Annotated in this window: 20 protein-coding genes; 11 read left to right on the top strand and 9 right to left on the bottom strand. The window is 64.8% G+C overall.

Annotated features, from left to right (window positions below):
* Nucleotides 1-2 precede the first annotated feature (2 nt).
* The gene (locus ACIQT2_RS04555) at nt 3-1,181 is read right to left on the bottom strand and encodes a sensor histidine kinase (protein WP_402943996.1); all 1,179 of its coding nucleotides are present in this window, start codon (nt 1,179-1,181) and stop codon (nt 3-5) included.
* Nucleotides 1,182-1,394: 213 nt separating this feature from the next.
* Between ACIQT2_RS04555 and ACIQT2_RS04550 the strand changes: the two genes are divergently transcribed.
* Nucleotides 1,395-1,775, top strand: coding sequence for a DUF485 domain-containing protein (locus ACIQT2_RS04550; RefSeq protein WP_402943994.1), 381 nt, complete (start codon nt 1,395-1,397; stop codon nt 1,773-1,775).
* Between the two features lie 5 nt (nt 1,776-1,780).
* Complete coding sequence (locus ACIQT2_RS04545; RefSeq protein WP_400331644.1) at nt 1,781-3,388, top strand: cation acetate symporter; 1,608 nt, start codon at nt 1,781-1,783, stop codon at nt 3,386-3,388.
* Nucleotides 3,389-3,447: 59 nt separating this feature from the next.
* On the opposite strand, the gene ACIQT2_RS04540 is transcribed toward ACIQT2_RS04545, so the two are convergent.
* From ACIQT2_RS04540 to ACIQT2_RS04520, 5 genes are all read right to left on the bottom strand, one after another.
* A complete protein-coding gene (locus ACIQT2_RS04540) occupies nt 3,448-4,467 on the bottom strand; it encodes a PHP domain-containing protein (protein ID WP_402943992.1) in 1,020 nt (339 codons plus the stop codon).
* Between the two features lie 75 nt (nt 4,468-4,542).
* Nucleotides 4,543-5,130 (bottom strand): hypothetical protein, encoded by a 588-nt coding sequence (locus ACIQT2_RS04535; RefSeq protein WP_402943989.1) that lies wholly within the window; start codon nt 5,128-5,130, stop codon nt 4,543-4,545.
* A gap of 56 nt (nt 5,131-5,186) precedes the next feature.
* Entirely contained in the window at nt 5,187-5,594 is a 408-nt protein-coding gene (locus ACIQT2_RS04530) for a DUF4383 domain-containing protein (protein ID WP_400331329.1), read from the bottom strand.
* A 132-nt stretch (nt 5,595-5,726) separates the two neighbouring features.
* Entirely contained in the window at nt 5,727-6,491 is a 765-nt protein-coding gene (locus tag ACIQT2_RS04525; RefSeq protein ID WP_402943985.1) for a hypothetical protein, read from the bottom strand.
* Nucleotides 6,492-6,616: 125 nt separating this feature from the next.
* Nucleotides 6,617-7,087, bottom strand: coding sequence for an Lrp/AsnC family transcriptional regulator (locus ACIQT2_RS04520; protein WP_397323932.1), 471 nt, complete (start codon nt 7,085-7,087; stop codon nt 6,617-6,619).
* A 195-nt stretch (nt 7,088-7,282) separates the two neighbouring features.
* On the opposite strand from ACIQT2_RS04520, the gene pdhA reads away from it, so the two are divergent.
* From pdhA to ACIQT2_RS04505, 3 genes are read left to right on the top strand one after another with little or no spacing between them, the layout of a single operon-like run.
* A complete protein-coding gene (gene pdhA, locus ACIQT2_RS04515; RefSeq protein WP_400331335.1) occupies nt 7,283-8,452 on the top strand; it encodes a pyruvate dehydrogenase (acetyl-transferring) E1 component subunit alpha in 1,170 nt (389 codons plus the stop codon).
* Nucleotides 8,452-9,462, top strand: a complete 1,011-nt coding sequence (locus ACIQT2_RS04510) for an alpha-ketoacid dehydrogenase subunit beta (RefSeq protein ID WP_402943981.1) — start codon at nt 8,452-8,454, stop codon at nt 9,460-9,462. The genes pdhA and ACIQT2_RS04510 overlap by 1 nt, the downstream gene beginning before the upstream one ends.
* A complete protein-coding gene (locus ACIQT2_RS04505) occupies nt 9,459-10,901 on the top strand; it encodes a dihydrolipoamide acetyltransferase family protein (protein ID WP_402943978.1) in 1,443 nt (480 codons plus the stop codon). The genes ACIQT2_RS04510 and ACIQT2_RS04505 overlap by 4 nt, the downstream gene beginning before the upstream one ends.
* 90 nt (nt 10,902-10,991) lie before the next feature.
* Here the strand turns inward: ACIQT2_RS04505 and ACIQT2_RS04500 are convergent, their stop codons facing one another.
* From ACIQT2_RS04500 to ACIQT2_RS04490, 3 genes are all read right to left on the bottom strand, one after another.
* Nucleotides 10,992-11,864, bottom strand: a complete 873-nt coding sequence (locus ACIQT2_RS04500; protein WP_402943976.1) for an NAD-dependent epimerase/dehydratase family protein — start codon at nt 11,862-11,864, stop codon at nt 10,992-10,994.
* A gap of 148 nt (nt 11,865-12,012) precedes the next feature.
* A complete protein-coding gene (locus tag ACIQT2_RS04495) occupies nt 12,013-13,293 on the bottom strand; it encodes a DUF222 domain-containing protein (RefSeq protein ID WP_402944366.1) in 1,281 nt (426 codons plus the stop codon).
* Between the two features lie 195 nt (nt 13,294-13,488).
* Entirely contained in the window at nt 13,489-14,148 is a 660-nt protein-coding gene (locus ACIQT2_RS04490) for a TetR/AcrR family transcriptional regulator (RefSeq protein ID WP_402943973.1), read from the bottom strand.
* 141 nt (nt 14,149-14,289) lie between these two features.
* Here ACIQT2_RS04490 and ACIQT2_RS04485 point away from each other — a divergent pair, with 141 nt between their 5' ends.
* Genes ACIQT2_RS04485 through ACIQT2_RS04460 form a run of 6 tightly spaced genes read left to right on the top strand, consistent with a single transcriptional unit; the run spans nt 14,290 to nt 21,259 of the window.
* A complete protein-coding gene (locus tag ACIQT2_RS04485) occupies nt 14,290-15,900 on the top strand; it encodes a carboxyl transferase domain-containing protein (protein ID WP_402943970.1) in 1,611 nt (536 codons plus the stop codon).
* Nucleotides 15,901-15,902: 2 nt separating this feature from the next.
* Nucleotides 15,903-18,032: an acetyl/propionyl/methylcrotonyl-CoA carboxylase subunit alpha gene (locus ACIQT2_RS04480; RefSeq protein WP_402943967.1), complete on the top strand. Its 2,130-nt coding sequence runs from the start codon at nt 15,903-15,905 to the stop codon at nt 18,030-18,032.
* Nucleotides 18,029-19,192: an acyl-CoA dehydrogenase family protein gene (locus ACIQT2_RS04475; RefSeq protein ID WP_402943965.1), complete on the top strand. Its 1,164-nt coding sequence runs from the start codon at nt 18,029-18,031 to the stop codon at nt 19,190-19,192. The genes ACIQT2_RS04480 and ACIQT2_RS04475 overlap by 4 nt, the downstream gene beginning before the upstream one ends.
* A 20-nt stretch (nt 19,193-19,212) precedes the next feature.
* Nucleotides 19,213-19,995, top strand: coding sequence for a CoA transferase subunit A (locus ACIQT2_RS04470; protein ID WP_402943962.1), 783 nt, complete (start codon nt 19,213-19,215; stop codon nt 19,993-19,995).
* Between the two features lie 8 nt (nt 19,996-20,003).
* Entirely contained in the window at nt 20,004-20,750 is a 747-nt protein-coding gene (locus tag ACIQT2_RS04465) for a CoA transferase subunit B (protein ID WP_400331653.1), read from the top strand.
* A complete protein-coding gene (locus ACIQT2_RS04460) occupies nt 20,747-21,259 on the top strand; it encodes a MaoC family dehydratase (protein WP_402943960.1) in 513 nt (170 codons plus the stop codon). Before ACIQT2_RS04465 ends, ACIQT2_RS04460 begins: the two co-directional genes overlap by 4 nt.

Below are 21,259 nucleotides of genomic sequence, written 5' to 3'. Positions count from 1 at the left end.
CCTCACGCGTCATGGCCCGGCTGGGACTTGGGCACCCGCATGGTGATCAGCGTGCCCTCGCCGGGGGCGGTTTCGATCACCAAACCGTGCTGGTCGCCATAGACCTGCCGGAGCCGGGCATCGACGTTCCGGAGTCCCACATGGTCCCCGTCAACGTGCCCGGCGAGGACGGACCGCAAGTGCTCCGGATCCATCCCCACGCCGTCGTCCTCGATGGTGACCTCGGCGAAAGCCCCCGAATCGTTGGCGCAAATGATGATGTGGCCCGGTCCTTCCTTGGCCTCGAGGCCGTGCCGGACGGCGTTCTCCACGAGTGGCTGCAGGCTGAGGAACGGTATGACAGTGCTCAGGACTTCGGGGGCCACCCGCAAGCTGACCTGGACCCGTTCACCGAAGCGTGCCCGCTCCAGGAGCAGGTAGCGATCGATGCACCGCAGCTCCTCGGCCACCGTGGTGAAGTCTCCGTGGCGTCGGAACGAGTAGCGGGTGAAGTCGGCGAACTCCACCACGAGTTCCCGGGCGCGGGCGGGATCGGTGTTGATGAAGGACGCGATGGCGTTCAGCGAGTTGTAGATGAAGTGGGGACTGATCTGGGCACGCAAGGCACGGACCTCTGCCTCCATGAGGAGGGTGCGGGAGGACTCCAGCTCCGCCAGTTCAAGCTGCGTGCCGATCCAGTCCGCCACCTCGCTGGTGGCCCGGACCAGACCGGCGCCGACTGCCGGTGCCAACGCCGCGACAGAACCTACAACGCTCGAACGGGCACGAATCGGGGCGATGACGGCGCTGTAGCTTCCAGGGGTGTTCGCCGCGTGCGGGACAACCGCCGTTCGCCCGCTGTTGAGGACGCCGGTGGCAAGTCCCATCAGGAGGGGCTTCAGGTCCTCAGCCACCCCGTCCCACGCCAGCACCGACCCGGTGTCCGTGATGGCCAGCGCATCACAGGCCAGGAGGGACCGCAGCTGTTTGCTGGCCTTGGCGGCCCCCGTTTCCGTCAACCCGCCGCGGAGGTGCTGTCCTGCCCGCGATGCTGCATGGAGGGTGTTGTACGTGGCGCGCTCGGCATCGGTTCCCAGGTCCCGGAAGGAGCGCACCACCTTCAGGCCAACGCCCACCACCACGGCGACGGCCAGCACGATCACGGCAAGTGCGGCCGCGGTGAAGAGCGGGGAATCGGGCATGGAGCCTAGCGTAGCCAATCAGGCCAAAGGACGACGCCGGCGTCCCTGTCTCCCGCCGTTCGGCGCAGCAGCGGGACCGTTGAGCGACGGCTTGGTCCTGGGTGCTGGAACCAGCCTCGGACGGCGTTCGATAGTGAGTGAAGTCACATTGGCGTGCGGGAGCTGGTAACGCAGACTTTGCCGATGTGGACACACCACAACCAGGAGGAACCCATGGGTAACGAAGCCCACCCCCAGGACGCAGCGGCGTCCGTGGACTTCCAGGAAGTCCAGCAAACGGAACGGTTCAAGACACTGAGGAAACGGCACAGGAGCTTCGTCTTCCCCATGGCGGCCGCGTTCCTGCTGTGGTATTTCGCCTACGTCCTGCTGGCCGACTATGCGGTGGGCTTCATGTCCATCAAGGTCTGGGGCAACATCAACGTCGGCCTGATCCTGGGCCTGCTCCAATTCGTCACCACGTTCGGCATCACCGCATGGTACGTGAGCTACTCCAACCGGAAGCTGGACCCCATCGCCGCCGAGATCCGCAATGAAATCGAAGGGCACGAGTTCGACAAGTCCGGCACCATGACCCGCGGAGGAGCCCAGTGAACACCATGGTCCCCGCAGTGGAGGTTTCTGCCCTGAAAGACTCGACGCTCCTGAACATGGGCATCTTTGCCCTCTTCGTCGCGGTCACCATGGTGATCGTCTTCCGGGCGAGCCGGAACAACAAGACCGCTGCCGACTACTACGCAGCAGGACGGTCCTTCACGGGATCGCAAAACGGAACGGCGATCGCCGGCGACTACCTGTCCGCGGCGTCCTTCCTGGGCATTACCGGCGCCATCGCCATCAATGGCTACGACGGCTTCCTCTACTCCATCGGCTTCCTCGTGGCGTGGCTCGTTGCGCTGCTGCTGGTGGCCGAATTGCTCCGGAACACCGGCAAGTTCACCATGGCGGACGTCCTTTCCTTCCGCTTGCGGCAACGCCCGGTCCGCATCGCCGCCGCACTGTCCACCCTCGCCGTCTGCTTCTTCTACCTGCTGGCCCAGATGGCCGGCGCCGGAAGCCTCATTTCGCTCCTCCTGGGCATCAGCGACTGGGGTGGACAAGCCTTGGTGATCATCGTCGTCGGCGCCCTCATGATCATGTACGTCCTGATCGGCGGCATGAAAGGCACCACGTGGGTGCAGATCATCAAAGCCATCCTGCTCATCGCCGGCGCAGCCGTCATGACGGCCTGGGTCCTGGCGATCTACGGGTTCAACCTTTCCAGCCTCCTCGGCTCCGCAGCCGAAACGGCCAACAACCCCGCAGTCCTCAACCCGGGCCTGCAGTACGGCAAGACCGAGACGTCCAAACTGGACTTCATGTCCCTGGGCATGGCCCTGGTCCTCGGGACCGCCGCCCTGCCGCACGTCCTGATGCGCTTCTACACCGTTCCCACGGCCAAGGAGGCACGCAAGTCCGTGGTGTGGTCCATCTGGCTGATCGGACTCTTCTACCTCTTCACCCTGGTGCTCGGCTACGGTGCTGCCGCACTGGTAGGGGCCGAAACCATCAAGTCGGCCCCCGGCGGCGTCAACTCGGCAGCTCCGTTGCTGGCCTTCCATCTGGGCGGACCGCTGCTCCTGGGCTTCATTTCCGCCGTCGCCTTCGCCACGATCCTGGCAGTGGTTGCCGGCCTGACAATCACCGCGGCGGCATCCTTCGCCCATGACATCTACGCGAATGTCATCTCCAAGGGCAAGGCGGACGCCACCACCGAGGTCAAGGTGGCCCGCCGGACCGTGGTGGTGATCGGCATCCTGGCCATTCTTGGAGGCATCTTCGCCAACGGCCAGAACGTTGCGTTCCTCGTTGCGCTCGCCTTCGCCGTCGCCGCTTCAGCCAACCTGCCAACCATCATCTACTCGCTGTTCTGGCGGAGGTTCACCACCCAGGGCGCGGTCTGGAGCATGTACGGAGGCCTTGCCGCAGCAATCCTGCTGATCACTTTCTCGCCCGTTGTTTCTGGTGCCAAAACCTCCATGATCCAGGGGGCAAACTTCGCGTTCTTCCCGCTGAGCAACCCGGGCATCGTGTCCATCCCGTTGGCCTTCTTCCTGGGCTGGCTGGGAACCGTGCTGGACAAGCGCAAGGAGGATGCGGCCAAGCAGGCCGAAATGGAAGTGCGCTCGCTGACCGGCGTCGGCGCCGAGAAGGCGGTAAACCACTAAGCCGTCCACGAACGGGAGCCCCTGCCGCTGTGACGGCGGCGGGGGCTCTTTCGCGTGGCCTACTTTTCCAGGGCCAGCCATTCCTGCAACTGCTGCAGCGGCCAGGTAGTGACGATGCGCTCCGGGGGGACGCCCGCGGCTTCCGCACGCTCAGCGCCGTACTGGAGGAAATCCAGTTGGCCCGGGGCGTGGGCGTCGCTGTCAATGCTGAAGAGGCAGCCGGCGTCGAGGGCCATCTTGATGAGCCGCTCGGGCGGGTCCTGCCGCTCCGGCCGTGAGTTGATCTCCACAGCCACGCCCCACTCCGCGCATTCCTTGAACACTTTCGCCGCGTCGAACTCGGACTCCGGCCGGGTGCCCCGCGAACCTTGGACCAGCCTGCCGGTGCAGTGTCCCAGGACGTTGGTGTGCGGATCCGAAATGCCGCCGAGCATTCTTCTGGTCATAGTCTGCTGGTCGGAGCGCAGCTTGGAATGGACGCTGGCAACAACCACGTCCAGCCGGTCCAGCATTTCCGGCGTCTGGTCCAGGGTGCCGTCTTCCAGGATGTCCACTTCGATGCCCTTGAGGAGTCGGAAGCCGTCCTGGCCTGCGTTGATGCCGTCCACGATTCCCAATTGTTCATCGAGCCGCTCGGCACTGAGGCCGTTGGCGATGGTCAGGTTGGGGGAGTGGTCCGTGAGGGCCTGGTACTCCCGGCCAAGGGTACGGGCAGCCGCCACCATGGTTTCGATCGGTGATCCGCCGTCCGACCAATTGCTATGGCTGTGCAGGTCGCCGCGGAGGGAGGATGCGAGGTGGTGGCCGGTGGCCGCGAGCGGCTGGGCGCCGCGCTCCCGGAGGTCCTCCAGATAATCGGGAACACCACCCTCCAGGGCCTGGCCGATCACCTCGGCGCTGCGGTTGCCTACGCCTTTGAGGCTCGTCAGCCGGTTGGCCGCCACCAACCGGGGCAACTCACCGGGCGGAAGGTGCCGCACGACGTCGGCGGCTTTTCGGAAGGCCTGGACTTTGAAAGTGGGAGCCAGGCTGCGTTCCAGCCAGAAGGAGATTTCATCGAGCGCCTCAACGGGATCCATGGCTCTATCCTCCACGAAGGAGGCTCACCATCAACAGGGCACGGCTGATGGTGAGCCTCCTCGGGCCTTCCCACCCTAGTGGTGGTGGCCTGGGTTGAGCCCCGGGGTCACGCCCTTCGTCGGAGCCTGGCCGTGTTCTCCGTGGGGGACGGCGTGCTGGCCGGCCATCGAGGCGGCCAGTCCCGGAGTCGCTACTGAGGCAACAACGACGGCGGCTCCGAACGCGGCTGCCAGAAGCCGCCCGGTCCTTGGCTGGCCGTGGGTGCCGCCGCCGTTGGTCTTGGGGTGCCGCCGCAGCCAGCCCGCGCCGGCCAGTGCCATGAGGGTTACCCCCAAGGCCGCCAGGTGGCTGATGTCCAGGGAGCGGGAGGGAGCCAAGAGGCCCGCTGCCAACACGGCGACGTGGATGGCTGCCGCTGCACCCAGGGCTGGGAGGACCAGCCGTGGAAAGACGAGCGAGTTGCGGTGCAACCCCCACAACGACCACGCCAGGAACGCCAGTCCGGCCATCAGGGCGGCAACGCCTCCGATCAGGGGACCGGCCCCGGAGGAGGCGAGATAGCCGGCAGACAGGGACAGGTCAACCATTCCGGCGGCCATGGCTGCGAAGTAGACGAACAGCAGGGTCGCTGCCTTGAGCGTTGGATGGTCCTGTCCTGCCACGCTGGTCTCCTCTCGGTCCTGGACCTGATGGGTGCTGTGGGGATGCATCACGTGGATCAGGCGCGGGCCGAGGCGGCGGTGACCTTGTCCTGGGAGAGCGCTACGCCAAGGAGAACCACGGCACTGGCCAGGTGCAGGACGTTGTCGGCGCCGTTCAGGGCGATGATGTTCAAGGAACTGCCCACAAGGAACAGGCCCAGGATGCCGACCAGCAGGTAGACGCCGCCCACCGTGGTGTTCACGGTCTTGGACAACGTGACGCTGTTCAGTCCGGCATAGAGCAAGGCGGCGCCAATGGCCAGGTGGATCACGTTGTGGAGGGGATTCACGGCGAAGATGATCAGGGTTGCACCTTCGGTGGCAAAGAACCCGGTTCCTGATGTGACGAAGAAACCGAGCACGCCTACCAGGAGGTACACGGCTCCGAAGATGGTGGCGATCAAGCGATTGGGCGAAGTACGCATGGTCCGAACCTTTCGGTGGTAGCCGGTTGTTCCCGGCTTTGTCGCGAAGCTCCGGGTGGAGCTTTCACGGGTTGTTCGGACCATGCGCCCAGGTGGATGGGTGGTTCTTCGTAAATTCTTTGTGACGGTGGGTTAGGGGCGGAGCCGGATGCTGCTCATCTTGAGGTCGTTGGTGCCCTCGAAGACGTACCGGAGGTCGATGCTCTTGCCATCGCATTGCAGCGTGCCCGAGATGTCCGCCGTATTCTTGCCGTTGGTGTTGTTGACGTTGACGGAGCTGTAATTGGGCTTGCAGGAACTGTCCAGTTCCAGGCCCGCGATGCCATCAACGAACGACTCTTTGTCGAGCTGGTCCTTGAGCTCCTGCTGCAGGTAGTCGTCGTAGGCCCGCTCCGTATCTCCGGCGACCACCAGGTTGGTGAACTCATCCGCCAGCGAGCGTGCCTTCGACGTTGCGTTGCCCACCAGGTTCACCAGCACCAGCACGCCCACCACGGCCAGGACGATCACGCCCGCAACAATGCCGAGCACAATCCACAGGACCTTCCGCTTTTTTGCCGGTTGCGTGGGCTGCTGGCCGTAGGGGTATTGGTTGGGCGGGTACTGTCCCGGCGCGTACTGGCCTTGTGGATAGGGGTTCTGGGTACCGGGGTTGGTGTTTTGGGGTCCGCTGTAGGGCGGGTTGCCGGCTGGGGAACCGGCGTACGACGGCGGCTGTTGCCACTGCGGCGGCGCTGCGGGCTGTCCCGGGTACTGTGGCTGTCCAGCCTGGTTGGGGTCGCCCGCCTGCGGGCCGTTGCCGGGTGCCGGTGGCACGGGTGGCGGTGGATATTGCCCGGGTTGGTTGGGATTGCGCGGGATGTCCTCGCGCCCGTTCGGTTCTTGCGGGTTGCTCACTACGGTGCCCCTTTCAGCAGCCTGCGGCCGCGCCACCACCTGTTCGGGACCTTTGGGCGGCCCCACGCGTCCCTCTGAATCAAACAGCATGCTTGCGTTCCCGGGCAAGAGGACCCTGGTGTGGCTCAGGCCTCGGAACGCCTGCCCAGAAGCGGCTGCACGCGGTACGGAATCATTTCGCGCATGGCCAAGGCGGTGTCCGTCCGCTCAACTCCGTCGCAGGCCAGGATCTTGCCGTTGATCCGGTAGAGGTCCTCGGCGTCCAGGGCAACGACGCGCAGGAGCAGGTCTGCGGATCCGGTCAAGCCGTGCCCCTCCAGGATTTCGGGGATGTCGGCCAGTTCCCGCGCCAGGCTGGCGAGCTTTTGCTGTTGGACGTGGACGCTGATGAACGCCGTCAGCGGATAACCCAGGGCCACGGGATTGATGCGTCGCTCGAAGGACAGGAAGGCGTGCTTCTTTTCCAACTGGGCCATGCGCGCCTGGACGGTATTCCGGGAAAGCCCGAGCCTCTGCGCCAATGCCACTACGGTCCCTCGGGGATCCTTGGCCATCGCTGAAAGCAGCCGGGTGTCAGTGCCATCCAAGGGTTGCATAATGCGCAAGATTAGCACGGGTGGCACGCTCCAAACAGTGCAGGATGCTCAGTGACGGCGTGGGTAGTTGTACCCGATGCCTGTTGTGAGTAGGGTCACAAATATCCCGGGCGAAGGTGCCAGGGGGCCGGTCTGCGGCTGGATCACAAGTCCGGCAAGGGCCGACGAACACGAGCCGGAAGGTCGCGATCACCTGTGTTGACGGATAAGGCGGGAAAGGGAGTGGACCAAGCCACTCCGGACCCGGAACAAAGTGCACATCATCCACTGCGGACTGGCGGCAATCTGCTGCAGTTGATATCGCCCGACGGTGAGCGGATCAGCCATCCGGAGTTCGATCTGTGGATCAAGGACATCGGCGACGAGCAACTCTGTGCCCTTTACGAGGACATGACCGTCATCCGGCGCATCGACACTGAGGCAACCGCACTCCAGCGCCAGGGCGAACTGGCCCTGTGGCCGCCGCTCCTGGGACAGGAGGCCGCACAGATCGGCTCCAGCCGTTCCCTGCGCGACGACGATTTTGTCTTCCCCAGCTACCGGGAGAGCGGAGTGGCCTACATCCGCGGCGCCCATCTCTCCGAAATCGCCAAAGTCTGGCGTGGCAATGCCTTGTACAGCTGGGATCCGCAGCGCATCAACATGGCCACCCCGCAGATCATCATCGGTTCGCAAAGCCTGCACGCCACCGGTTACGCCATGGGTGTCCAGCTTGACGGTGCCAGCACTGCGGTCCTTGCCTACTTCGGAGATGGAGCAACCAGCGAGGGCGACGTGAACGAGGCCATGGTCTTTGCCGCCAGCTTCCAGGCGCCCGTGGTGTTCTTCTGCCAGAACAACCACTGGGCCATCTCGGAACCCGTCCGGCTCCAGTCCCACATCCAGCTTGCGGACCGGCCCACCGGATTCGGCATTCCCAGCATGCGCGTAGATGGCAATGACGTCCTGGCGGTCATGGCTGCAACGCGCATAGCGCTGGACCGGGCCCGCAAGGGCGGCGGACCGACGTTCATCGAGGCCGTGACCTACCGGATGGGCCCCCACACTACGGCCGATGATCCCACCCGTTACCGGGATGCCAATGAGCTTGAAGACTGGGCCGCGAAGGATCCCATCCTGCGCCTGCGGAAACTGCTGGAGGCCAAGGGACTGCTCACCGGGGAACTTGAAGCCCAGGTCAAGACCAAGGCCGATGCCGTGGGTGCCGAACTCCGCTCCAGCTGCACCACCATGCCGGACCCGGAACCCCTGGACGTCTTCAACCACGTCTACAGCACCCCGAATCCGTGGATTGAACGGCAGAAGGACCACTATTCACGCTACTTGAACAGCTTCAACGAAACAGTCGAGGAAGGTGCCCTCTGATGTCCAAGCTCACTTTCGCCCGGGCCATCAACGCAGGCCTCCGCAAATCCCTCGAGAACGATCCCAAAGTGGTGCTCATTGGTGAGGACATCGGCACCCTCGGCGGCGTCTTCCGCGTCACCGATGGCCTGCAGAAAGACTTCGGCAAGCACCGTGTGATCGATTCCCCGCTGGCTGAGTCGGGCATTATCGGCACGGCCGTCGGTTTGGCCTACCGCGGCTACCGCCCGGTCTGCGAGATCCAGTTCGACGGCTTTATCTACCCGGCCTTCGACCAGATCGTCAGCCAAGTTGCCAAAATGCATTACCGGACGCAGGGCCGGGTGAAGATGCCCATTACCATCCGTGTTCCGTTCGGCGGCGGGATCGGTTCGCCGGAGCACCACTCGGAATCGCCGGAGGCCTACTTCACGCATACTTCCGGGCTGCGCGTGGTGGCAGTGTCCAACCCGCAGGACGCCTACACCATGATCCAGCAGGCCATTGCTTCCGATGATCCCGTGCTGTATTTCGAGCCCAAGCGCCGTTACCACGACAAGGGTGATGTGGACGAGGGCCTGGACCTGTCCGCGGCGGTGCCCCTGGACAAGGCCGCGGTGGTCAACGCCGGTACGGACGTCACCCTGGTTGCCTACGGACCGCTGGTGAAGACTGCCAAGGACGCTGCGCAGGCTGCGGCCGATGAAGGAACTTCCGTGGAAGTCATCGACCTGCGGTCCTTGGCTCCCGTGGATTACCCGGTGGTGGAAGCCTCAGTCCGCAAGACAGGCCGCCTGGTCATTACCCATGAAGCCGGGCAGTCCGGCGGACTCGGCGCGGAGATTGCCGCGAGCATCACCGAACGCTGCTTCAACTACCTCGAGGCCGCGCCGGTCCGGATCACCGGCTTCGATGTTCCGTACCCGTACTCGAAGGTGGAGATGCACCACCTGCCGGACCTGGACCGGATCCTCGATGGCGTGGACCGCGCGCTGGGGCGCCCCAACTCGCTGAGTGGACTGGAAGGATGACCGCCACCATGATCAAGGAATTCAGGCTGCCGGACCTTGGCGAAGGACTGACTGAGTCGGAAATCCTCAGCTGGAAGGTCGCCGTGGGCGACACCGTGGCGCTGAACCAGGTCATCGCCGAGGTGGAAACGGCCAAGGCCGTGGTTGAACTGCCTTCGCCGTTCGCGGGCGTCGTGGCAGCGCTGCATGAGCAGCCAGGAACGGTGGTGGAGGTCGGCAAGCCGATTGTCTCCTTCGAAGTGGAAGATGCCCGTTCTTCCGAAAACGCCGGTTCCTCCAACGGTGCCGCCCCCAACGGCGGTGCCGCCCCCAACGGCGGTGCCGCCAGTCAAACTGATGAAGCTCCGGCAAACCCCGCCAAACGCGAGCCGAACCTGGTGGGGTACGGCGCCGTCGTCGAGCATTCCGGACGAACCGTGCGACGAGCCCGTGGGACGGTCCGCACGGACGCAGTGGCACCCGCTGCGGTGCCTCCCGCCACGGTGCCTCCCGCTGCGGTGTCTCCCGCCGCCGCGCCTCCCGCCGTCGAGCATGAAACGGCAGCCGACAGCGGGACAGGGGAGCGGCCGCGCTCCACTCCGCCGGTCCGCAAGCTCGCGCGTGACCTCGGGATCGACTTGGCGAACGTCAGCGGCACTGGACCCGGCGGCTTGATCACGCGCGAAGACGTGCAGTCGTTCTCAGGTGCCAGGCACGAGGACACGGCGACGGACGTCGCGCCTTCTGCGTCGGAGGGTGAACGCGAGACGCGAACTCCCATCAAAGGCGTTCGTAAGTTCACCGCAGCGGCCATGGTCCAGAGCGCTTTCACCGCACCGCATGTCACAGAGTTCCTCACCGTTGACGTCACGGCCACCATGGATCTGCTGGCACGGCTCAAAGGCAGCAAGGCCTTCGAGGGCGTAAAGCTGACGCCGCTCACCATCGCGGCCAAGGCTGTGTTGATCGCGCTGCGGAACAACCCCACGCTGAACTCCCGCTGGGATGAGGAGCGGCAGGAGATTGTCCAGTTCAACTACGTCAATCTGGGCATCGCCGCGGCGACGCCCAGGGGGCTGACCGTGCCCAACATCAAGGATGCGCACGGGCTTTCACTTCACGGGCTCGCCACGGAACTCTCGGAGCTGACGGCTACCGCCCGTGCCGGAAAGACGGCGCCCGCCGGGCTCTCCGGTGGCACCATCTCCATTACCAACATCGGTGTTTTCGGGATCGACGCGGGCACGCCCATCCTGAATCCCGGAGAAGCGGCAATAGTGGCCTTGGGTGCGGTCAGGAAAGCTCCGTGGGTGGTCAACGACGAACTGGCCGTCCGTCAGGTCATGTCCCTCAGCCTGTCCTTCGACCACCGCCTGGTGGACGGTGAGCAGGGGTCCCGGTTCCTGTCAGATCTTGGCGCCATCCTCACGGACCCGGCCATGGTCATGACCATGGTCTAGCCGAAGGCTGCGCCGCCCCGCCCCTTGACGAGTACCCGCAGGAAACCGCGGCGAAGGGGTGGGCCGGCGCGTTCTGCTGTCCCGGCGAATTCAGTCTTCCGTGGGAGTGGTCCGGTTGGAATGCACGTCCCGCCAACTGTGCTCGGGCTCGAACCCCAGGTGCCGCCGCGCCTTGTCGATGGACAGCATGGTTTCGTGCCGTCCCAGTTCCTTGACCACGTCGACGCCGGGGAACACTTCGGCGGCAAGTTCGGCGCTGCTTCGGCTCATCACCGTGTCAGCGGCCGCGATGATGAACGCTTCGAAGCCCGGAGCGGCGGTCTTCAAGGCCCGGGCAACGGCCTGCGCGCCGTCGCGGGCGTCAATGTAGCCCCAGAGGTTCCACTTCCGGAGGTTGGCGTCCTGGTCGAAGGAGGGGAAGGCCTCGTAGTCCTCTGGATCCATGACGTTGGAAAAGCGCAGTGCCGTGATGCTCACATCGGGGTCCCAGCGGGTCAGCTGGATGGCCATTTGTTCCTCGAGGTGCTTCACGAGGGAATACGTGCTCTCAGGACGCGCCGGGTACTCCTCGTCCACCGGGATGTACGGCGGCGGTGTATCGAACGGCAGACCGAGCACGGTCTCGCTTGAGGCGTAGACGAGCTTCTTGATCCCCGCCCGGCGTGCGGCTTGGAAGACGTTGTAGGTGGACAGCATATTGTTCTCGAACGTGGCTGCATCCGGCGCCAGGCCAGGCGCCGGGATGGCCGCCAGGTGCACCACAGCGTCGAGTCCGTTGTGCCGGTCGTCCAATCCGTGGATGACGTCGGCTACTTGTCCGTAGTTCCGGAGATCCACGGTGACGAAGCCTTGGCTGCGCTGACCCACCTGGTCCAGGTTGAAGACAGTGTGGCCATCCTGCCTCAGCCGGCGGACCACGCTCCTGCCCAGCTTTCCACTTCCACCCGTAACGGCAATCTTCATGATGAGCTCTCTTCCTGGACCGACGTGTGACGTTTCAAACCGCTGCACTTCAGCCTAGGTGGACACGGACGCGGTGACAGCCCCTGAGAGTGGCCCTGTGAGTCCTAGGAAAGATAGTCCGTGCTGAGCACAGGCGCGGGTGGACTGCTCAGGCGTTGGCAAGGCTTGGGTGGTGCCTTTGGCTCCTGGCTGCACTCCCGGGCAATGGTGGAGCGGTTGAGGAGTAGTGGTGGCCGGTGGGTGTGGTGATTTCGAGTTGGTGTCTGTTGCCTGGTTCGGGCTTGGTGCTCCAGCCGGGGTTTTCTTTGGTGTGGTTGCAGTGTTCGCAGAGTCCGGCTGCGTTGTTGAGGGTGGTTTTGCCGCCTTGTGACCAGAGGATGATGTGGTCGTGGTGGCGGATGGGGGCGTCGCAGTAGGGGGTGCGGCAGAGGTTGTCGCGGGTTTGGATGAAGCGGCGCAGGCCTGCTGGGAAGAAGCGGGCTCGTGAGTCCATGGCGAGGAGTTCGCCGGTGGTTGGTGCGGTGTAGAGGCGGCGGAGCCAGATGTTGAGCTCGGGGTTGCTGGTGCTGGTGTCTTTGCTGGGGCTGTGCTCAGTGCCTGGTTGGTCTGGGACGAGGAGGTTTCTGGCCCATTCGGCGGGGACGGTGCCGTAGCCGTCCAGGCGTGCTGGTTCGGAGTCGCTTTGGAGGAGGGTGCGGTCGGTGATGACCAGTTGCAGGTCGATGCCGGAGAATCCTTGGCGCCTGCCGGTGATGCATTCGGTGAGGGTGTCGGCCATGATTTGGCCGCGTGTGCGGGTGTCGCCGTCGGAGCGTGCCGTGCTGGCTGCGTTGGTGAGTGCTTTGTAGACGGCGACTCCTTGGGCCACGGGCAGGAGCGCGGTGAGGTAGGTCATGGTGTCGGGGGCGGGGCGGAGGCTGACGTGCCGTTCGGTGGCGGCGTGGGCTGCGCGTTGGGTGATTGAGCGTGGGTCGCGGCGGTAGGCGGCGGCTTTGGCGGCGGCGATGATGGTTTTGTCCCCGGCGCCGTCGAAGGTGCCGGTGTCCGGGGCGAGTTCGTCGTCGACGGCGCAGCGGTCGTCGGCGGAGAGGCAGGCGGTTTCCTTCACGAGGAGGGTGGCGCGCCATTCGTTGAGTTGTCCTGTTTCGAGGGCTGTGAGGGTGTGGGGCATTTCGGTGACGAGTGCTTTGGCCAGGCCCAGGAGGCGGGAGCCTTTGTTGGGTGATTCGCGGCGGGCCAGGGCCACTTGGGTGGCCACGCCGCGGCCCTGCTCGCTGGCGGGGACCCCGGCGTCGGCTTGTTCTTGCCGCTGGGCCAGGTCGAACGCCACGGCGATCTTGGCTTGCAAGGCTGAGATCGCCGACTTCATGTCCTCAAGAACCCGCAACTGATCGACCATGATTTTGCTGTCTGCGGCAATCTGCAGCATGCCAATATCGGTCAGGAGCTGCGCGGTGGTGGGGGCTGCTTCTGGGCCGTAGAGTGACTCAACCCCTGCTGTCAGGACGCGAGCGTACTCGGGGGCAGGCGACGACCGTTCTGTGTCTGTCGCCTGTAGCAGTTGAGCTCCGTCCATGCCTTAAGTCTTTCAGTCGGCTGAGGCCAGCAGCAGGCCGACTCTGGCCTATGTGGACAACCTTGGATCATAGCGCTCCCCAGCCATCAGCGCAGCGAACGCCATCTGCTCAAGGATTGGCCGGGCGGTCCTGGCTGCGATCTTCCGGCCGTGCTGGCGGACAGAGTGCGGGGTGGAGTTGATTAAGCCGAAGGCGGCGTGTGCACGGACGCGGAGGTCTGCGGTGTCTACGCCGGCATGGAGCTGCCCCAGGACTTTGACCCACATTTCCACGTAGGAGCGCTGGAGGGACCTGACCTCCGCCTGGTCGGATTCGCCCAGGCTTCCGAAGTCCCGGTCCTGGACGCGGATCACCTCGGGATTCTTCAGCGCGAAGTCGACGTGGAACGCGATCAGCCCCCGCAATGCCGAGGAACGGTCATCGGCCTCCGCAATGACTTTCTGCCCACCGCTCACCAAGTTGCGGCTGACACTGAGCAACAATTCCGCCAGCACCGCCTGCTTGCCCGGAAAGTGCCGGTACACCGCTGGGCCGCTGACCCCGGCGGCAGCCCCGAGGTCTTCGAGCGAGACCCTGCTGAATCCGTTCTCGGCGAAGAGGCTGGCCGCTGCTGAGAGCAGCGCCAGGCGCCGTTCTTCCTTGGCCTGGCTTCGCTGCGTGGTGGCGGCACGGGTGCCGTCCACCTCGGCAGGGGGCGTTCCAACCACGTTTTCCTCCTCGGCGCCGGCTGCCCCGGCGGGCTGTGCTGGACATCACAGTTAATACAGACTAACCTAAATTTCAGTTACGTGGCACTAACCGAAATGGTCCGCACCTCAGAAAGCGGGCCGGGAATGGATCAGTGGTCGATGCAGACAATTGCCAGCACGGCAGGTGCCCCAACAGGCTCCTTTGACGCCAACCAGGAAGCGCAAACGGCGCTCGTGAAGGACTTGAAGGAGCGGCTCGCCAGGACAGCCCTTGGCGGACCGGAAAAGTCGAGGGAACGGCACGTCGCCCGCGGCAAGCTTCTTCCGCGCGAGCGCATCGACTACCTGCTGGACGAGGGCAGCCCGTTCCTGGAAATCGCACCCCTGGCCGCGAACGGCATGTACAACGACGATTCCCCCGGCGCCGGAGTCATCGCCGGGATCGGGCTGGTCCACGGACGCCACGTCCTGGTGATTTCCAACGACGCCACGGTCAAAGGCGGCACCTACTATCCGATGACCGTCAAGAAGCACCTCAGGGCGCAGGAAATCGCCCTGGAAAACAAGCTTCCGTGCATTTACCTCGTGGATTCCGGGGGAGCGTTCCTGCCGAAACAGGACGAGGTCTTCCCTGACAAGGAACACTTCGGGCGGATCTTCTACAACCAAGCCAGGATGTCCGCCGCCAAGATTCCGCAGATAGCCTCGGTGATGGGCTCGTGCACCGCAGGCGGAGCCTACGTGCCGGCGATGAGCGATGAGACGGTCATCGTGCGCAACCAAGGCACCATCTTCCTGGGTGGCCCGCCCTTGGTGAAGGCGGCCATCGGTGAAATCGTCACCGCAGAAGAACTCGGCGGCGGCGAGGTCCACGCCAGAATTTCCGGTGTGGCGGACCACCTGGCCGAGAACGACCAGCACGCACTGGAAATCGTCCGCGACATTGTGGCCACGTTGCCCAAGCCGGCCTCTCCGGTCTGGGACGTGCTCGACGTCGTCCTGCCGCCCGTCGTCGAACCGTCCGGGATCTACGGCGTGGTTCCCACAGACGTCAACGCCCAGTACGATGTCCGCGAGGTGATTGCCAGGCTCGTTGACGGTTCGGAATTCCACGAGTTCAAGAAGGACTACGGCACCACCCTGGTCACCGGCTTCGCCCATCTGCACGGTCATCCCGTGGGGATCGTGGCCAACAACGGGGTGCTGTTCAGCGAATCGTCCCTGAAAGGGGCCCACTTCATCGAGCTGTGCGACCAGCGCGGCATTCCCTTGATCTTCCTGCAGAACCTCTCCGGATTCATGGTGGGCAAGGACTACGAACAGGGCGGCATCGCCAAGAACGGAGCCAAGATGGTCACCGCGGTTGCCACCGCCCGGGTGCCCAAATTGACCGTGGTGATCGGCGGAAGCTTCGGGGCAGGAAACTATTCGATGTGCGGGCGCGCCTACTCCCCAAGGTTCCTGTGGATGTGGCCGGCCGCGCGGATTTCGGTGATGGGCGGCAACCAGGCGTCCAGCGTCCTTGCCACCGTTAAGCGCGAACAGTACGAGGCCCGCGGCGAGGAATGGTCCGCCGAGGAGGAAGAGGCCTTCAAAGCGCCCATCAAACAGCAATACGAGGACCAGGGAAGTCCCTACTACTCCACGGCCCGGCTCTGGGATGACGGCATCATCGATCCCGCGGACACCCGCCGGGTCCTGGGCATGGCCTTGGACGTGGTGTCCCGCCAGCAATTGCCCGAGACCTCATTCGGCCTCTTCAGGATGTGACCATGACACTGCCAGCACCCGCCGCAAAACCCCTGACCACGGCCGGCACCGCACCCTTCACCACCGTCCTCGTCGCAAACCGCGGCGAGATCGCCTGCCGGGTACTCCGAACCCTGAAGGAGATGGGAATTCGTTCGGTGGCCGTGTACTCCGATGCGGACAGGCACGCCAAGCACGTTGCGCTCGCGGACACCGCCGTGGCCATCGGCGGCACGTCCCCGTCCGAGAGCTACCTGAAGATCGAGGCCATCATCGACGCCTGCCGCCGGACCGGCGCCGAAGCCGTGCATCCCGGCTATGGCTTCCTGTCCGAGAACGTGGACTTCGCCAAGGCCCTGGGCGCCGCGGGCCTTACTTTCATTGGCCCCGGTGTCGAGGCGCTCGAGGTCATGGGGGACAAGATCCGGTCCAAGAACCACGTGATGGGCTTCGGTGTCCCGTGCACGCCGGGCATCGCGCGGCCGGGCCTCACAGACCAGGACCTCATCGACGCCGCTCCCGGCGTCGGCTTTCCCCTCCTGATCAAGCCCTCCGCGGGTGGCGGCGGCAAAGGCATGCATGTGGTTGAGCGGCCGGAGGACCTTCCCTCGGTCCTTGGAACGGCCCGCCGCGTGGCAGCCTCCGCCTTCGGGGACGACACGTTGTTCCTGGAACGCCTGGTCAGTGCACCCCGCCACATCGAAGTCCAGGTCCTGGCCGATAACCATGGCAACGTCATCCACCTCGGCGAGCGGGAATGCTCGCTCCAGCGCCGGCACCAGAAGGTGATCGAGGAAGCTCCCTCGGCACTGTTCGATTCGCTTCCGGATGGGGCAGCGCTGCGGGACAAGATCGGGGAAGCAGCCTGCAATGCGGCCCGGTCGGTCAACTACAGCGGCGCCGGCACCGTGGAGTTCCTGGTCTCCGACGAGCACCCGGATGAGTTCTTCTTCATGGAGATGAACACGCGGCTCCAGGTGGAACACCCGGTCACGGAGATGGTGACGGGTATCGACCTCGTTGAATGGCAAGTGCGGATCGCCGCCGGCGAGCCCCTCACGGTGACGCAGCCCGACGTCGTGCTTGACGGCCACGCAGTGGAGGCGCGCGTCTACGCGGAGGTGCCCGAGCGGAACTTCATGCCCTCCATGGGGCGGGTGGAGTTGCTGGACGAGGGCGGCAAGGACCCGGGGGTCCGGATCGACTCGGCCATGCGGACCGGACTCAAGATCACCGGTGACTACGATCCCATGCTCGCCAAGGTGATCGCCTGGGGTCCGGACCGCGCGGAAGCCTTGGACGCGCTCGACGCCGCCCTGGCCGGATACACACTCCTCGGCGTTGACACCAATGTGGAATATCTGCGCTTGTTGATCAACGATCCGCAGGTCCGTGGAGGGCACCTGGACACGGGGCTGATCGAGCGCAAGCTGCCGGGCATGGTTTTTCGGCACGTTGGTGCCGACGAGCTGACGGCCGCCGGGGTGGCCCGCTGGCTGGAGCGGTCCGGTTCCTTGCAGGCCGGACGCGCCTGGGCCAGCCCGGACTCGTGGCGCCTGGGTGCCCCCGCCTCATGGAGCGCCACGTTCGGCCTGCCAGGCGGGGCAACCGCCACCGCCTGGGTCACCGAGGAGCAGGGGCAGCTGAGTGTCAGGGTCGACGGCGGTGCTGGCGTCGGGCGCGCCGCCACACCGGTGACCGTGCGTGACCACGGTGCAGACCGGCTGGAGCTGGAGATCGACGGCGTCCAGGTTACCTTCGCCCTCGGCTCCGCGGATGGTGCCCTCTACCTCGGCAACGACGGCTGGTCCTGCCGCCTTGAGGTACTGGGACGGGCCGAGAGGCTGCGGCGGATGCTGGCCGGAATCCAGCGTGAAGAAGGCACCGCCGATCCGGAGGTGCGCTCGCCGATGCCCGGAACCGTGGTTTCCGTCTCCGTTGCAGACGGCGACCCGGTGCAGGAAGGACAAGTGCTGCTCGCCGTCGAAGCCATGAAGATGGAACACCAACTGGTGGCATCCGTGTCCGGAACGGTCCACCTGACCACCACAACCGGCGACCAGGTCAAAGCAGACCAGGTCCTCGCAACCATCCACAGTGCAGCACCCGCCGAAGATCCGGCGGCCGCCACAGACAAGGAAGTCCAGCCATGAGCACTTTTGACCTCTCCGAGGAGTACCAGGACCTCAGCGATACCGTCCGGGAGTTCGCCGACGAAGTGGTGGCCCCCGTCTCCGCCAAGCACGACGAAGAACACAGCTTCCCCTACGCAATCGTGAAGCAGATGGGGGAGATGGGCCTCTTTGGCCTGCCCTTCCCCGAGGAGTACGGCGGCATGGGCGGGGACTACTTCGCCCTGGCCCTGGCCCTGGAACAATTGGGCCGGGTGGACCAGTCCGTGGCCATCACCCTGGAAGCCGGCGTTTCGCTGGGTGCCATGCCGGTTCACCGCTTTGGGACCGAGGAGCAGAAGCGGGAATGGTTGCCCCAGCTTGCTTCCGGCAGCGCGCTCGCAGGCTTCGGACTGACGGAGCGGGAAGCGGGTTCGGACGCCGGCGGCACAAAGACCCACGCCCACGTGGAGAACGGCGAGTGGGTGATCAACGGGAACAAGGAGTTCATCACCAACTCCGGGACTGACATCACCACGCTGGTCACCGTCACGGCTGTGACCGGCAAGGAAGAGCGTCCGGACGGCAGCGTCAAAAAGGAAATCTCCACCCTTCTCGTCCCCACCGAAACGCCCGGCTTCAAGGCGGAAAAGCCGTACAACAAGGTGGGCTGGAATGCCTCGGATACCCATCCGCTGACCCTGGACAATGTGCGTGTGCCCGAAGCCAATCTGTTGGGCCAGCGCGGCCGCGGCTACGCCAACTTCCTGTCCATCCTGGACGAGGGCCGCATCGCCATTGCCGCCCTGGGCACGGGCGCTGCCCAGGGATGCGTGGACCTTTCCGTCAAGTACGCCAAGGAACGCAGTGCTTTCGGACAGAACATCGCCAAGTACCAGGCCATCCAGTTCAAGATCGCGCGCATGCAGGCCAGGGCCCACACAGCCCGTCTGGCCTACTACGATGCTGCGGCCAGGATGCTGGCGGGCAGGCCGTTCAAGACGGAAGCGGCCATCGCTAAGATGGTCGCAGGCGAGGCAGCCATGGACAACGCGCGGGATGCCACCCAGGTATTCGGCGGCTATGGCTTCATCAACGAGTTCACCGTGGCACGTCATTACCGCGACTCCAAGATCCTTGAAGTCGGTGAGGGCACTACGGAAGTACAGTTGATGCTCATCGCCCGCGAGCTGGGTCTGTAACCGCAGGGGAAGGATCAACGATGATTGACAAGGTTGTTGCCAGCGCCGCGGAAGCGGTGAAGGACATCCCGGACGGTGCCTCGCTCGCCGTCGGTGGTTTCGGCTTGTGCGGGATTCCCGTCGCGCTGATAGACGCGCTCCACCAGCAAGGAACCACGGAACTGGAAACCGTGAGCAACAACTGCGGCGTGGACGATTGGGGCCTTGGCATCCTCCTCAAAGATGGCCGCATCCGCCGGACCATCAGCTCCTATGTGGGCGAGAACAAGGAATTCGCCCGCCAGTACCTCGCCGGTGAACTGGAAGTGGTGCTCACCCCACAGGGCACGCTCGCCGAGAAGCTTCGGGCCGGCGGCGCGGGCATCCCGGCGTTCTACACCAAGGCCGGTGTGGGAACCCAGGTTTCCGAGGGTGGCCTTCCGCAAAAGTACGACGCCGAGGGCAACGTCGCGGTGGCCTCGGCACCGAAGGAGGTGCGCGCCTTCAATGACGCCGACTACGTGCTGGAGGAATCGCTGACTCCCGATTTCGGGCTGGTCCACGCCTGGAAAGGAGACCGCCACGGAAACCTGGTGTTCCACGCGGCGGCCATGAACTTCAATCCGCTCTGTGCCATGGCCGCGCGGACCACCATCGCTGAGGTGGAAGAGCTCGTGGAACCGGGGGATCTGGACCCGGAGCACATCCACACCCCCGGTATCTTCGTCCAACGCGTGGTCCTCGCGCCGACGGCGGAGAAACGGATCGAGAAACGGACGGTGGCCCTGTCCGCCCCGGCCGACACCAACCAGGCGGGAGCGTAGCCGTGGAGATGAACAGCCTGCAGGATGTCCCGCCCCGTCCCGAAGCCGTGCGGCACGAATACCGGCGTGCCGACGTCGAACATCACGAGGCAAAAGGGTGGACCCGGAACGAACTGGCCGCCCGCGTTGCCAAGGAACTGGAAAACGGCCAGTACGTGAACCTGGGGATCGGCATGCCAACCCTCATACCGAACTACATTCCGGACGGCGTGGAAGTCATCCTGCACTCGGAGAACGGGATCCTCGGCGTCGGTCCGTATCCTGCCGAGGACCGGGTTGACCCGGACCTGATCAATGCGGGCAAGGAAACCGTGACCACCAACGCCGGTGCCGCGTTCTTCGACTCGGCGTCCTCCTTCGGCATGATCCGGGGAGGCCACGTGGACGTTGCGGTCCTTGGGGCCATGGAGGTGGCGGCCAACGGCGACCTCGCCAACTGGATGATTCCGGGCAAGATGGTCAAGGGCATGGGCGGGGCCATGGACTTGGTGTTCGGTGCCAAAAAGGTCATCGTGATGATGGAACACGTGGACCGCAACGGCCGGCCGAAAATCGTGCAGGACTGTGCCCTGCCGTTGACCGGCAAGGGCTGCGTGGACCGCATCATCACGGACCTTGCGGTGATCGACGTCGTCAAGGACGAAGGCGAGCCGCGGCTGGTGCTCCGCGAACTGGCGCCGAATGTCACGCTCGACGACGTCCTGGCCGCCACAGGGGCTGAGCTGTTCGAAGAAGACCAGGAACTGACCGTATGACCGACTCCACGCCACGGGTGGTCGAGCAGCGGGGGCTCTACTTTGACGAGTTGGAGGAGGGCGTCGTGTACGCCCACAAACCCGGCCGGACAGTGACGGAGGCGGACAACGTGCTGTTCACGACCCTCACCATGAATACCCAGGCCCTCCACCTGGATGCGGCATGGAGTTCAACGCAACCGTTCGGGCAGAGGCTCATGAACTCAATGTTCACGTTGTCCACCATGGTGGGTCAGTCCGTGGCGCAATTGACGCAAGGAACCATCGTTGCGCAGTTGGGCCTCACGGATGTCACGTTCCCACACCCGCTCTTCCACGGGGATACGCTGTACACGGAAACGGTGGTCAGCGGCAAACGGCTCTCCTCCTCACGGCCCGGACAAGGGCTGGTCACCATGCAACACACTGGCCGCAACCAGGACGGCGTTGTGGTGGCCTTGGCAACCAGGACCTGCCTGATGTGGACCAAGGACGCCCACGCGGCCCAATCGTCCGTTTCCGAGCCGTAG

This window comes from Paenarthrobacter sp. NPDC090522, from assembly GCF_044769225.1.
Lineage (GTDB): Bacteria > Actinomycetota > Actinomycetes > Actinomycetales > Micrococcaceae > Arthrobacter.
Note: the sequence above shows the minus strand (reverse complement) of the source record. Positions and strands in the feature narration are given on the sequence as shown.